We start from the raw sequence: 15376 nt of genomic DNA, 5'->3' as shown, positions 1-15376 counted from the left end.
AACTTTATGAAAAAAATCTTATTTTTAATTTGTACAAATTTCTTGCTTTTTTCATGTTCAGCAAATCAAGTTACTGAAAGTGAGACAAATGATCCTGCAGAGTCTACTGAATCTACTGAAAATGTTACTGATCCAATCAACCCCTTCTTTGCCTATAATTTTGGAGAAGGGTTGGTAAATTTATCAGCCAAACAACAAGTTGAAAAGCTTCGTAAATATGGTTTTACAGGTATGACTTTTCAAATAGATAGTGATGATCAAATTGAATTTATGAAAGAGGTTATAACTGAAGCTGCAAAGGTTGACAATTTCGATTTGACATCCGTATTCTTCCGATACAATTTTGAGCTTGGTGACTTTCTAGAAAAATATGAAGAGGTTATTGATATCATAGCTGAAAAATCACCTCAAACTAATTTTTGGTTAATTTTTGGTAAAGTAGGTAGAGATAAAAATTTTGATTACAGCTATGTTGATGATGCTTTTGTAGAGTCTAAGTTGCTAAGTATTGCCAAATATGCGAAGTCAAAAGATATTGGAATCACTTTATATCCTCATAGTGGTACCTTTTATTATTCTGCGGAGCAAATCATCCCTGTGGTTAATAAAACCAATACAATGATAGGTGAACCATATATGAAAATTTCGATTCATTTATGTCATGAGTTACGTGCTGGAAATGGTAACCGTTTAGAGGAAGTTGTCAAAAATGTAGGAGATTTATTAGCTTATGTCAGTATTTCTGGAGCAGATAAAGTTCCAAATGAGGAGAATAATAGAGAATTTACGGCCAGTACACTGCGGTTATTATATTGGGGAGATGAAAGTATAGATCCCAATCAATCTAATAATAATGCATATGACATAACAAAATTTATAAAAGCGCTTAAAGTGAACAATTTCAAAGGACCAGTTGCGATGATAAATTTTAAAATCGACAATGCACTCGACGATTATTTACCAAAATCAATAGCGAAGTGGAATCAACTTAAAACGGAATATTTAAATTATTAAAAATGAATAAGATATATTATACTTTACTCATAGGAGTCCTAGTTTTTAGCACTAGTTGTCAAAATAAAAATACCCAAAAAGGAACTTCAAAGGATTCGGTCAAAGAAGTAGAAAAAGCTGGCGCTGAAAAGACATATGATGCGCCAGACCAGGCGGTTTGGCATGCACCATCAAAAACATGGTTTGTTTCTAGTTTAGGAGGAGGTATTTCTTTAGACAGAGATAATTATTCTTGGATTACGAGAACGGACGCTCAAGGAAATGTTATAGATCCTTTTTGGATTGACAAAAACCAAGGCTTACATGCTGTTTCAGGTATGATTGTGACGGATAGTTTATTGTTTGCATGTGATAGAGATGGCGTATACGAAATAAGTATTTCAGAAGGGAAAATAAAGGATTTTTATAAATTAGAAGGAGGAGAGTTTATAAACGACATTGCTATGGCAGCTAATGGTGATTTGTATATTTCAGATTTTTTTGGGAACAAAATATATAAAATTCCAGCGGATACAAAAAAAACAGAAGTATGGTTACAAACACCACGGTTGGAATCACCGGATGGTCTATACATGGATAATGGCAAATTAATAGTAGGCTCATGGGGGGTACTTAAAGAACCAAATTCTTTTGAGACTATCAAATTGGGTGATTTATTAAGTATTGACCTAGAAACGAAGGAAATTTCAGTTTTAGTTAAAGAACTTGGTAATCTAGAGGGCATCACCAAAGCAGGCGATTATTTTTATATTACAGATTGGGCTTCAGGAAAGGTATTGAAGGTAAATGCAGAACAAAATTCTGTTATCACTTTTATTAGTGGTTTATCTCACCCAACAGATCCAAACTACTCAAAAGAACTAAATACATTAGCTTTTCCTCAGCACGGAACGGATCAAGTTTTATTTATAAAGCTTTAAATATTTTGAAATTATGGAATTAGAACTTAAAGGAAAAATAGCCTTAGTAACAGCCTCGTCTTCAGGTATTGGTTTAGAAATAGCGAAATCTTTAGCTAAAGCTAATGCCACCGTTATTGTTAATGGGCGCACACAAAAAAGTGTGGATAATGCGATGCATTTAATTAAATTAGGCATTAAAAATGCAGAATTATTACCCTTAATCGCAGATATTTCAACTGATGTAGGCTGTAATGAAGCTATAGCTAAATATCCTGATATTGATATTTTAGTAAATAATCTTGGAATTTATGAATCTGTTGGGTTTTATAATGAAACAGATGAGGATTGGCAAAGACTATTTGAAACCAATGTGATGAGTGGCGTTCGGTTATCTCGATTTTATTTAGAGAAAATGATAATAAAAAACACTGGACGCATAGTATTTATTTCTAGTGAGTCTGCAATAAGCCCAGCTCAAGAAATGGTACATTATAGCGCCACAAAAACGATGCAATTAGGAATTTCAAGAGCATTGGCTGAATTAAGCAAGGGAACTAAAGTAACTGTTAATAGTGTTTTGCCTGGACCAACTAGAACAGATAATGTAGAAAAGTTTGTTCAAAGTCTTTATCCTGAATTATCACCTGATGAAGCCGCAAATAAATTTATAAAAGAAAATAGACCAAGTTCATTAATACAACGTTTTATCAACCCAAAAGAAATAGGAGATATAGTTGCCTTTGTATGTAGTGAAAGAGCATCAATTATAAATGGATCGAATATTAGAGCTGATGGTGGTTTGGTGAGAAGTGCTTTTTAACTACTTCATAAACTAAAAAAACTTTCCTTTACAGATGTTTATACTGCATTGAGAACAAATTCAAAAAAAAATCGAGAGGAAAACTCTCGATTTTTTTTTGATTGAGCACTTTCAAGAGCGATGTTCCTTTGTGAGATTCTATCTTGAAAGTTTTATGATTAATGATAAGTTTATCTTAGTGTTTAAGAGTACTTATTTACTTTTTTGAATACTATTTTTTTACAAATTTTTTGTGTTTTATAGCTCCTTCACTTTTAAGTAATAAAATGTAAATCCCTGATTTAAGGTTACTCGTGTCTAAAGTGTAGTTTTTTAAATTAATCTTTAGATCATTTACTTTTTTTCCATGTACATCTATTACTTGTAGTTCTTGTATAGTGGTGTTTGATTCAATGTGTAAAGAATTACTTGCAGGATTTGGATAGAGTAAGATGTCAAATTGTGACTTAGTCACTTTTTCGATGTCTAAAGATCCATTGGCCTCCTGTAGTTTGATCCAGTTGAAATTACCCATTACAGGAAAGCTGGATCTTCTCGCCACAAAATCTAATGTCAAAGTATGAGAGCCTGTAGGAATATCAACCGGAATATTCAAGATTTTATAGGTGCCATCTATCATACTATTATTAATTTCAAATTCACCTATATTAATATCATCTAAAAGGACATATATGAACCCTCTGTTTATAGGTTTACATCTAACGTCTATACTAGTAGCACTTTTAGTTAAATCTATATCGTAATTGAACGATGCGTTTTCTGTTGTTTGAGAAACATCCAATACTCCATCACAATCTTCTGTAATAGTGTTATTAGTATTTTCAGAAGAACTATAGTCTTCAGCTTCAATTTTAAAATAAGTAGTAACAGTACCATAGTTAAAGGATATTTCTGTGTAATAATTTTGATTGTTACTAGAATTTCCCCTTCCAATAATACGCAAGTGTTGTGCAGTTGTTTCTGGAAAATTAAATGTTTCTAATGATGTTGTATTTGTTCCGATATTTTGAGCATTTGTTAAAACCCTTGTCCAATTCTCACCATCCAATGATGTTTCTATATCAAAAGTATAAATACGACTATCACCATTAATTTTAAAGGACATATCAATACCAGAGATGCTCTCAGGGTCACACCAAGAAAACGTTATAGTTTCCCCGTCTCCGATAGATTCCCAATATGTGTTATTATCATTGTCAAAAATATTCTCAGGTTGTGAATCAGCATCACTGCTGGTTACAGTTACACTTTTTCCACCAACACCATTTGATTCAAAAATATATAATGAAGATAGTTTTTTGTCAAGTGAACCTAGAAATGGGGTACTACTCGTAATGAGATATCTTTCTCCTTCTAAATTGTCTTCAGTAAATCCATAGGCACTATATCCGGGAGCCAACAAAATAGATTGAGTTTCATTATCGTTGATACCGGTTAAATCACTTGAATTATAAACACCAACACTGTTAAAGCTTTGGTCGTTCCCTGCATAATAATATCCATCGAATAATGTTAGTAATTGTCCAGAAACTATATTAGGAGACCATTGTTTGCTTTGGGATTTTGGTTCAGGCATTTCACTGAGCCAGTCATTATATTGAGAAATCATAGATGTTACAATTTCTGGTTGCTGATTTGCCAGATCTGTAGTCTCACTAGGGTCTGTACTTAAGTCAAATAGTTCAATTTCGTCTTCAATAGCAACTAATTTCCAATTGCCATCTCTCATTGCCCATTCTCCTTCAATACCACCTTCATTCCAATAAAGTTTATCATGTGTTTTTTGAACTGTACCATCTAATAATGGAAGAAAACTTTTACCATCAAAAGGTTTATTAGTTGGGTGGGGAGTACCTGTAACGTCAAGAATGGTTGGTAGAATATCCATTGCTGAAATTGGTGTCGAAATCTCAGTATGATTGGGGTATTGATCTGGCCAACTAAAGATAAATGGAGTACGAATACCACCTTCCCAATTGGTTTGTTTAGTTCCCTTGAGAGGAGAGTTATCAGCTTCCATAGCACTTGCACCTCCATTATCTGTAAGGAAGATTACGATCGTGTTATTAAAAATATCATTGTCTTTAAGTGTTTGTATTACTTCACCAATACCATCATCTAAGTGTAAAAGCATTGCCATAAGTGTATTTCTTGTATCATTACCAGTATTGTATTTGGCAATATCTTCAGCGGGGGCTTGTGCTGGTGTGTGAACTGCATTGTATGCTAGATAACAAAAAAATGGATTGTCTTTTTCACGTTCTATAAAAGCAACAGCTTCATCCGTTAATAAATTTGTTAGATAGCCTTCAGCCGTAATAGGAGTTAGGTTTCTATACAAGGGATCATCAAGATTGTCTAATTCATAATAGTCATGGGCTCCTCTACCCAAAAAACCATAAAAATAATCAAAGCCTCGGGATGCAGGACTGTATTCAGCAGTCAAACCTAAGTGCCATTTCCCAAAAGCAGCAGATGTATACTCTTCAGGTAAAAATTGTGGAAATATAGTAGCATCTAATGATAACCCACTACCACCTTCTCCTGAATCGTAGATAGATTCGCGGTGTTGATAACGACCAGTCAAAATAGCTGCTCTACTTGGCGAACACGTATTTCCTGTCAAATATGCGTTAGTGAAAAAAATTCCCTCATTAGCAAGTAAATCCATATTTGGTGTATCTACATAACTTTTATGTTCTGGATTGTAGCTAATATCAGCATACCCCTGATCGTCGGTTACAATAACAACTATATTGGGGCGAATTTGTGCCGACAAATAGTTTGCAATTATTAGAAAAAATAAAGCATAGGACAATTTTGTTTTGAAGTTATAAAACATGATTTCAATTGTTTTTTTATTTATAGGGATAAAATTGTTTATTCTAAGTAAAAAGAAAGACTATTTAAACTTAGTCTTTCTTTTTATAATTTATAAGAGTTGTAGTGTCTTAAAAACCAGGGTTTTGCATAAGGTTACCAGTGCTGATTTCGTTTAATGGTATTGGGTACCACATTTTAAAAGGTTGGAAGTTAGCTTGTAAACTAAGGATTTGAGGTTTCATATAATTAGAGTGATTATCAACAACCAAACCTTCTATCATTTCTTGGTAGCGGTGTGTTCTAATCAAATCAAATCGTCGCCAACCTTCAAAGGCTAATTCTCTGGTTCGCTCTTCTAATAACTCAAGCATGGTGTCTGCTCTAAAATATTCAGTATTTAATGCTTGTAAATTAGTTGCATAAGCTGGGTCAGAAGTGTCCAAACCTAATGCCCTACCTCTTACAATATTGAGCATATCTGTAACCTCCTGTGTTCTAGTTTGACCATTAATTTCATAGGAGGCTTCAGCACGCATGAGTAATATATCTGCATAACGTATTAAGGCTTGATTGATGTCAGTATCTTTATCTGCTAGGTTAGGATATTGCCCTTCTCCTTTTGAAGGATTTCGGTATTTTGCAATATGGTAGTTATTATCTAATGGTCCATTTGGTCTCACAGGTTCTGGTAAAATGTATATGACGCCATTGTAAACTTCTCGGCTGTCTCTACCAGAATTAAGAGGTCTACCCATTAAATTTGTATTAAATCTAGTATCCATAGCTTGATTCATCAAATAATAAAGCTTAGCAGTGGGTCTCATAACACCTGCACCACCACCAAAAAGTGAATTTCCTCTAAATAAAAACTCATTTTGCATACGACGAGGTCTTAATGGTGAAAAGTTAATTCCAAAAAGCATTTCTGATCTCACGTCAGCATCTCTTTCAGTTGCGGTGATAAACAAATGCTGAAATACACTTGTTAAACTATTTCCTTTAACAGCATAAATTGCATCTGTGTATTCTTTTACTTTATTGTAACGAGCTATGTCATCAACCCAATCAAAAGAATTGATTTCTAACCAACCTCCAATATTATCAATATTTGTTCCAGAACCATAGCGTTTCATACTTGCAGCGTACAAATTAAGTTTTGCTAAATAGGCATAAACACCCATTTTACCGATTTTACCGTCATCAGTCATATCATTATTTGGAATGTCTTCCAAAGCTTGAAGCCATTCACTTTCAATAAACTCAGAAATTTGCTCTACACTTGCTCTTTTTGGTAATTTATTAGGGTCGTATGACTCAGCTTTTGTAACCAATGGAACTCCTCCATAATAAGTCATTAAATAAAAGTAATAAAGACCTCTCATGAATTTGGTGTGTGCAATAATTATATTTTTCTGTATAATGTCTGCATCGCTTGGGGCAGGGGTGTTTTTAATATTTTCAAGTATAACATTTGCAAGAAAAATACCTTGATACATTGCTACCCAAGTTGCACGCACTTGGGGATTATTAGCTCGATAAGACATTAATGATATTACACCTTCTGATGAACCTGAGTTTTGTGGTCTCACAATACATTCATCCGTATTTGAAGAAGATAAATGATCATTACCGCCATTACCAGTCCATACTCCAGTTTTACCATCTGCTGTTACTGTGTTATCGCCAATTAACGCATATAAACTTAGCATCACTGATTCGGCTCTACTTAATTCATCAAAAACAATATCTGATTGAGAGGTAGAAAAAACTTCTTCATTAAGAAAGTCGCTGCATCCTTGTGTTGTCATGGTAACAATCATCAAAAGGACTATATGTTTGAATATTTTTTTCATTTTTTTTAAATTTTAAAGTTTAATCCTATCGTTACACTTGCAGATCTAGGGTAGCTTGCCCTATCAACACCTTGAACTTGAGAAGCATTACTAGATCTAACTTCAGGATCAAATCCTTTATATCCTGTTATGGTTAATAAATCAAAACCTGATATAAACATTGTAAAGTTGCTAATGCCGTATTGATTCAATACATTACTTAGTGAATAAGATAAGTTTACACGTTTAAGTCTTAAGAATGAACCATCTTCTACATAGTAACTTGATGCAAGATCCATATTACCATTTTGTCCGTTAAATGTTCTAGGAACGTCAGTAGCTGTTCGATCTGGTTGCCAGAATCTGTTATAGTAGTCATAGGATACATTACCGTTAAGGCTTTTATGCGCCTCAGTTAAGTACCTTGAAGAATTATAAATATCATTTCCTATAGAATAAATCATATTAACCTGTAACGATAATTTTCCATAGATAAACGTATTATTAATACCTCCATACCAATCCGGTAAAGCGTTACCAATTATTTTTCTGTCATTTTCATTTACTTCAAAATCGTTATTTGGATTGTCATCATCATCTATAATCAAATTAGCATATTTTGGGTCTCCAGGTTCTGGATTCGCATTTCGATTAGTATATGCAACTCCATCTTTTAAAGTATAGTTGTTCGGGCTGTTATCAGCTGGAGAAACACCATTTCTAATTGCATAATATTCTGCAATGGCTTCTTCTTGAGTCATGCCATCAAAATTTGTAAAGTCTTCGTATCCATAGGTACCGACGTACTCATAACCATAAAAGTTTCCTAGTTGATCCCCAACTCGAATCAAACCGAGTTGATCAAAGGTCGCGTCTCCATCCAGAACTCTAAAATCTACAGCTCCAATGTCTTTAACAACAGATACATTTCTTGATGCTGTAATTAAGGCATTCCAAGTAAACTTCTTATTTCTGATAATATCTCCTGAAAGAGAAAGTTCTAAACCATCATTGTCAATTTGACCAATATTTGTAATATACCTATCGGTTCCATAGATACCTGGTAAATCTGCATTATAGAGTAAGTTCGTAGTTGACTTTTTGTAAACATCTGTTGTGAAATTTATTCTATTGAGCAAACTTAAATCCAAACCAAGATTAAACTGAGCTGTTTCCTCCCAAGTCAAATTTGGATCTCCAATATTATCGATTGCAAAAACAGAAATACTAGTACCGTCATTAGTAGGTATTATAGTACTTCTTAAATTTAATGTCGTTTGGTTATTTGGAATTCTATCATTTCCTGAAGTACCATAACTTGCACGAATTTTCAAATTTGATATAGTGTTTGAATTTTTTAAGAAATTCTCTCCAGAGACCATCCAAGCTGCGGCAACAGAATAAAAATATCCCCATTTATTGTCAGCTGCGAATTTACTTGACCCATCTGCTCTAAAAGTACCAGAAAACATGTATTTACTAAATAAATCAAACTGTCCACGACCAAAATAAGATAATCCTTGACTTTTAGTTCTATTACTATTCTGAATAAATGGTGAAGAACCAGCTTGAATATTATAAGCACTCCCAATACCTTCTTCAAATGATTGGTTCACAATTCTTTTGCTAGACCTGTCATCAACCCTGGACTCAATACCACCCAATAAATCCATTCTTAAGTCTCTGCCAAAAAAGTTATCGCGATACCTAAGTGTACTTTGAAAGTCATATCTCGTGCTAGCTTGAGATCTGACATCTGCTTCTCCATTAACAATAAAACCTCGTCTTACACTCGGGGTGTTAGGGTAAAATCTATTTGCCTCGGAATAAGCAAACCTTCCAGAAATTTGATTTCTCCAAGTAAGCTTGTCTGTAAATTTGTAATCCGCTCTTAAAGCTCCAAGTATATTAGCTAAAGTGTTGTTGTTAGTTACAGCGTTTAAATAGGTGAGAGGATCATCTAATTGCTCATCTTCATCTATAGATTCAGCATCTTCTACATTTGTAAACTGAATAGGAATTCTACCAATAGATTGTCTAAGTGGTCCTGCTGTATTCTGACTGTTTCCATCAGAATTATAGATCGTTCCGTTTCCAAAACCATAAGACATGTTTAAATTTGATTGCATAGTCAGTTTGTCAGTAACATCGACGCTATAATTCAATACGGATGTGATTCTTTGGTAGTTAGTATTTTGTACTGATCCTATGTTGTTCAGGTAACCCAATGAAGCTGACGATCTACTAGTTTCACTACCGCTTGTAAAAGAGATTCCTATTTGCTGAGTTCTAGATTGTTTGATAACTTCTTTTTGATAGTTTCTAGCTACATATTCCCCAGGGACTAGTTCTCGTGGACCTGTAATAATATCATCTTCTGTGTCTGGAATTCCATCAGGACCCGGAATAGTTTCATTAAAGTTTGGATCTTCTGGGTTTTTATAAAATCTGTAATCTACATAGTCTTCAGCAGTTAAAACATCTACTGGATTTGGATTAATTCCTATGTTACTCGAATAGGTTACGTTTAAAGATTTTACACCGTTTTTACCAGATTTGGTGGTAATAATAACAACACCATTTGCTCCTCTAGATCCATAAATTGCAGTTGCGTTTGCATCTTTTAATACTGTTAGTGTTTCAATATCATCTGGGTTTATAAATGATAAAGGCCCTAAGTTTTGGAATTGACCTGGATCTGCTCCAACTAAATTTGAGCCATCAGCTTCTACTTGAATACCATCTATAACATAAAGAGGACTTGTTGCTCCAGATAATGAACTTGCACCACGAATTTGAATATCAAAACCTACTCCTGGAGCACCTGAATTGGATGTAATTTGGGCACCTGCAATAGAACCTTGAATAGCACTTAATGCATCACCAGTAGGGTTACTAACTAAATCTTTTGATTTTATAGTGGAAACAGCTCCCGTTAAATCTCTTTTCTTAACCTCGGTATATCCAATAACCACAACTTCATCCAGTTCTGCAGCATCAACCATCATTTGAACATTTATTATGTTTGAGCTTGTTACAGTTATAGATTCGGATTTCATTCCTATATAAGAAAATTGAAGAATTTCCCCAGTTTTTGCTGCGATACTGTAATTACCATCAAAATCTGTGAGAGTTCCTCTTGCCGATCCCTTTACAATAATAGTTACTCCAGGCAATGGCTGATTATTTTCATCCGTAATATTTCCAGTAATTTGATTTTGATCATCATATGAAACAATTTTTATACTTTCTGAATTTGTTTCATTTGTAATGGCTTGAGTTTTACTGATGTTTAAAAAAACTATTAGAAACGTACATATCGACAGTTTTAATTTTAGTTTTTTCTTTTTTTGACAAGTGCTTTGATAATAACCACTTTTAAATTTTAGATTCATATTGCGTTTTTTGGTTTAGTTATTCGATTGTTACAGCAACCGAAATGAATAATTAGCATGTTCTGGGTAGCAATTAAAGAAACAACATCTAATAAAGTCTTAACAAATCATTAACACAGTGTGTTTTTAATAAAATTACGATAAACATTTTGTTTTTTAGGTATCACGTATTTTGTTTTTTCTATGCAGATGAAATCAGTGTTTGAATTATAAATCTCTATAAGTGAAGAGATGCTGTCAGTGGGTAGGGGATGGGGTTTTGTGTAGTGTAAGAATCTCCGATAAGTTTAACTTAAATTTAGATAAAATAAAACCAAAGAAACAGCCTGCTTTGAAAAACACTAATTTTTAAATTAATGATTTATTAATAAAAAAATAATCGATTCCTTTTAAATTGTTCTACGCATATGAATATGAATTATAATAAAAAAGTCGCTATGCCAAATTACGAGTTAAACATTAATAACAAGAAGTATAAGATTTCAGCTGAAGCAGACACTCCCTTGTTGTGGGTTTTAAGAGATGCACTGGGACTGGTTGGTACAAAATTTAGTTGTGGTATTGGAATGTGTGGTGCTTGTACAATACATTTTGAAGGTAATGCAATAAGAAGCTGTGTATTGCCAGTAGCCGTTATTGGTGAGTCCAAAATAACAACGATTGAGGGGCTTTCCGTTGATAATAGCCATCCGGTACAAAAAGCATGGAAAAAACTCGACGTTCCACAATGTGGTTATTGTCAATCAGGTCAAATAATGACTGCTTCTGCATTTCTAGAACAAAATAATAATCCAACAAAAGAAGAAATAAGGCAGGCAATGCATGGAAATATATGTAGATGTTGCGCGTATAACAGAATTGAAAAAGCAGTGGGTGAAGCAGCTAAAAATAATAATAAGTTATGATAAAGAACAAGAAAGAGGAAATGAATACTTCGTTCAGCAGAAGGTTGTTTATTAAGACGGCAGCTCTCTCTACTGGAGGTATTATATTTGGTGTTAATTTTTTAAATGCTTGTAAGGATGACAGCAAATTAATTTTAGCTAATGCTGAATTAAATTTTTTTGAATTTAATGCTTTTATTAAAATAGCAAAAAATGGCATTGTAACCATAATATCCCCGAATCCTGAAATTGGACAGGGGGTAAAAACTTCTATGCCAATGTTAATCGCTGAGGAACTTGATGTTGCTTGGAAAAACGTTGTGGTGGAACAAGGTGTTTTAGATACAGGTAATTTTAAAAGACAGGTTGCTGGAGGCAGTGGTTCCATAAGAACTTCTTGGCTTCCATTGAGACAAACTGGGGCGATAGCAAGACAAATGCTAATAAATGCTGCTGCATTAAAATGGGGTGTTTCTCCTTCTCAATGTAGTACAAGAGAAGGTATTATTGAACATTCAAGTGGTAAAACATTAAATTATGGTGATATTGTAGAATCTGCAGCTGGTTTAGAAATTCCTGAAAATGTTTCATTAAAAAATCCCAAGGATTTTAGGATTATTGGTAAAGATAAAATAAACGTAGATATAGATAGAATAATTTCAGGAGAGCCATTATATGGTATGGATTTTAAACGAGAAGGAATGCTTTATGCAACAGTATTGAGAAGTCCATCCTTTGGTCAAAAGTTGTTAAGTTATAACGATAAAGCTGCTAAAGCCATAAATGGGGTTTATAAGATTTTTGAATTTGATGACAAAATAGCCATTTTGGCTACAAATACTTGGGCTGCTATTTCTGGTAAGAAAGCAATAGAAGCTGAATGGAGTTATGATACTGGTTATATGAGCACCACAGATTATGATAATAAATTATTCAATTTACTAGACTCAGATAAGCTTAAAACAAGACGTTCAGATGGAGATATTAATATGTCCATAAAAAATGCAGATAAAGTAATTGAACATACTTATGAAAGTCCATTTTTACCGCATAACTGTATGGAACCAATGAATTTTTTTGCACATGTTACAAAAGATAAGGTAGAATTGATAGGGCCAATTCAAACACCGGAAGGTACTGCAAAAACAATTGCTAAATTGTTAAAGAGACCTGTTGAAGATATCTCATTAAATATGACAAGAATTGGTGGAGGATTTGGAAGAAGATTAAAAAATGATTTTGTACAAGATGCTGTTCTCATTTCCAAAACATCCAAAAAACCAATCAAATTGGTGTACACTAGAGAGGATGATATGACTGCTGGAATATACAAACCCCAGGTAAAGTATAAGATAAAAGCAGTTATTAAAGATTCAAAAGTTGTTGGTTACCATCTAAAAGAGGCTGCGGTTCGTGTAAATATTAATAAAAGTCGGGCAGGTAATTTTCCTGCTGGAGCTATAGAGAATTATAAAATTGATGTTGGTTCATTAAGAACTGAAGTGACTGTTGGTGCTTGGAGAGCTCCAGTTAGTAATACTTTGGCATTTGCTGAACAATGTTTTTTAGATGAGCTTGCAGAGACACTAAATCAAGATCCAACAGAAATGCAATTACAAATGTTGCAAAAAGCGAAAAATAGCCCGAAAAGAAGTATGGCATATGTTCCATCTCGAATGGAAAAGGTTATTAAGAAGGTTGTTGAAAAATCGAATTGGGGTAAGGCTAAAGAAGGAGTTTATCAGGGGTTTAGTTCGTATTTCAGTCATCAAACATATGTTGCAGAAGTAGCAGAAGTGATAATAAAAGATGAGATGCCAGTTGTAACCAAGGTATATTGCGTAGTTGACTGCGGAGTTGTTGTAAATCCAACGGGTGCAAAAAATCAAATAGAAGGTGGTATTATTGATGGTATTGGGCATGCAATGTATGGTGAGCAGACATTAAAAAACGGAAAACCAGAGAATTCTAATTTTAATACTTATAGATTGATAAGAATGATGGAGACTCCTTTAGTTGAGACTCATTTTATTAAGAGTGATAAAAATCCAACTGGATTAGGTGAGCCTACCTTACCTCCTGCGGGAGCGGCAGTAGCTAATGCAATTCATGCAGCCATAGGAATACGCGTTAGAAAACAACCTTTCATCAAGAATTTGAAGTTTTCTTAATCATGAATTGTAACATAAAAAGACGACCGTGTTTACTGCTTTTATTCGTGTTTTTTTGGGGTAATATTTACAGTCAAAATAGAGATAATAGACCCAACATCATAATTATTATGGCAGATGATTTAGGTTATGGTGATATTTCAACTTTCGGGAATAAAGAGATTTATACTCCACACATTGATACATTGGCTTTACATGGGGTAAAGTTTTTAGATTACCATTCCAACGGATCTGTCTGTACGCCCACAAGAGCTGCCCTTTTGACGGGTAATTACCAGCAAAGGTCAGGTTTAGAAGGTGTTATTTATGTGCAAAAAGAAAAGCGTATTTATGGTTTGTCTGATTCGGAAACAACAATGGGAGAGTTATTCCAAAAAGCAGGTTATAAAACAGGAGTTTTTGGTAAATGGCATTTGGGGTACCAACCAAAATACAATCCGATTCATGCAGGCTTTGACGAATTCTATGGCTATCTGAGTGGTAATATTGATTATATTTCTCATCGAGATGGAATTGGTGTTTATGATTGGTGGCAAAATGACCAATATAGTTTTGATAAGGGGTATGTAACAGATTTAATTACAGAACATGCATTGGACTTTATTGAAAAAAACAAGAAAAATCCATTTCTACTCTACATTCCCCATGAAGCACCTCATTTTCCTTACCAAGGAAGAGAAGATAAAGCAGATCGTTTGTCAGAAAATCAAGATTTTGAAATGCTAGGGTCTCGTGTAGATAAGGATAAAGCCTATAAAGAAATGGTTGAAATAATGGATGAAAATATTGGACTAATTCTGATGAGAATAAAAGATTTAAACTTAGAATCTAATACGTTTGTCTTTTTTTGTTCTGATAATGGAGCTAGAAGACCTGGTAACAATGCAAATTTAAAAGGTTACAAAGGTTCCTTATGGGAAGGAGGGCATAGAGTACCAGCAATCGCGTATTATCCTAAAAAAATTAAAAAAGGGAAGGTGTCCAATACACCTATAATGAGCATGGATATATTGCCAACAATATTATCTATTGCTCATATTAAAACTAATAAAGAATTTGATGGTGTAGACATGTCTGATGTGTTGCTTTCAGAGGGAATCCCAAAAGAAAGAGCTCTGTTTTGGAGATATAAGAATCAAAAATCAATACGACAAGGGAATTGGAAATATTTGAAAGTTGATAATAAAGAATACCTTTTTGATTTAGAAAGTGATATTGGAGAGAAATCTAATCAGATCACCAATCACCCTATAAAAACCCAAAAATTAAAACAACTTTTGTTTCATTGGGAACAAGAGATGAATGCATATAGCCAAAAAACAAACTAAACGCCACCATAGTCTAGTTTTAGAAGAATATTTTCAAGTGCTATATTAAAATTCAATAGAATATTTATAAATCAAAAGTAATTGTTTTTCGTTATAAATTGTTGGTTGTTAAGTGTGTATGTGTATTTGTGTGTAGTTTTGTGATTACAGTTTTCTTCTTAATGATATATTAATCAAATATTAATGCATTAAAATTTAATTAGCAAT

At 33.6% G+C, this 15376-nt stretch carries 9 protein-coding genes; 6 read left to right on the top strand and 3 right to left on the bottom strand.

From position 1 onward, the window contains the following. The first annotated feature begins 6 nt into the window (after positions 1-6). The 3 genes from AC2DZ0_RS05460 to AC2DZ0_RS05450 are packed head-to-tail and all read left to right on the top strand — an operon-like array spanning position 7 to position 2736. On the top strand, positions 7-1014 hold the full coding sequence (locus AC2DZ0_RS05460) for a hypothetical protein (RefSeq protein ID WP_484644181.1): 1008 nt from the start codon (positions 7-9) through the stop codon (positions 1012-1014). 2 nt (positions 1015-1016) lie between these two features. Then, positions 1017-1934, top strand: a complete 918-nt coding sequence (locus AC2DZ0_RS05455; RefSeq protein WP_484644179.1) for an SMP-30/gluconolactonase/LRE family protein — start codon at positions 1017-1019, stop codon at positions 1932-1934. Positions 1935-1947: 13 nt separating this feature from the next. Continuing rightward, on the top strand, positions 1948-2736 hold the full coding sequence (locus tag AC2DZ0_RS05450; protein WP_484644178.1) for an SDR family NAD(P)-dependent oxidoreductase: 789 nt from the start codon (positions 1948-1950) through the stop codon (positions 2734-2736). Positions 2737-2947: 211 nt separating this feature from the next. On the opposite strand, the gene AC2DZ0_RS05445 is transcribed toward AC2DZ0_RS05450, so the two are convergent. From AC2DZ0_RS05445 to AC2DZ0_RS05435, 3 genes are all read right to left on the bottom strand, one after another. Further along, positions 2948-5578: a sulfatase-like hydrolase/transferase gene (locus AC2DZ0_RS05445; RefSeq protein ID WP_484644176.1), complete on the bottom strand. Its 2631-nt coding sequence runs from the start codon at positions 5576-5578 to the stop codon at positions 2948-2950. Positions 5579-5687: 109 nt separating this feature from the next. Next, positions 5688-7412: a RagB/SusD family nutrient uptake outer membrane protein gene (locus AC2DZ0_RS05440; protein WP_484644174.1), complete on the bottom strand. Its 1725-nt coding sequence runs from the start codon at positions 7410-7412 to the stop codon at positions 5688-5690. A gap of 5 nt (positions 7413-7417) precedes the next feature. Beyond that, positions 7418-10786 carry a SusC/RagA family TonB-linked outer membrane protein gene (locus AC2DZ0_RS05435; protein ID WP_484644172.1) on the bottom strand — a complete coding sequence of 1123 codons (3369 nt, stop codon included), beginning with the start codon at positions 10784-10786 and terminating at the stop codon, positions 7418-7420. A gap of 437 nt (positions 10787-11223) precedes the next feature. Here AC2DZ0_RS05435 and AC2DZ0_RS05430 point away from each other — a divergent pair, with 437 nt between their 5' ends. From AC2DZ0_RS05430 to AC2DZ0_RS05420, 3 genes are read left to right on the top strand one after another with little or no spacing between them, the layout of a single operon-like run. Continuing rightward, entirely contained in the window at positions 11224-11691 is a 468-nt protein-coding gene (locus AC2DZ0_RS05430) for a (2Fe-2S)-binding protein (protein WP_484491995.1), read from the top strand. Continuing rightward, positions 11688-13841: a xanthine dehydrogenase family protein molybdopterin-binding subunit gene (locus AC2DZ0_RS05425; protein WP_484644170.1), complete on the top strand. Its 2154-nt coding sequence runs from the start codon at positions 11688-11690 to the stop codon at positions 13839-13841. Before AC2DZ0_RS05430 ends, AC2DZ0_RS05425 begins: the two co-directional genes overlap by 4 nt. Before the next feature lie 2 nt (positions 13842-13843). Further along, complete coding sequence (locus AC2DZ0_RS05420; RefSeq protein ID WP_484644168.1) at positions 13844-15169, top strand: sulfatase-like hydrolase/transferase; 1326 nt, start codon at positions 13844-13846, stop codon at positions 15167-15169. Positions 15170-15376 lie beyond the last annotated feature (207 nt).

The organism is Flavicella sp. IMCC45668 (genome assembly GCF_057219105.1).
This window is presented reverse-complemented; position numbering and strand designations above follow the sequence as displayed.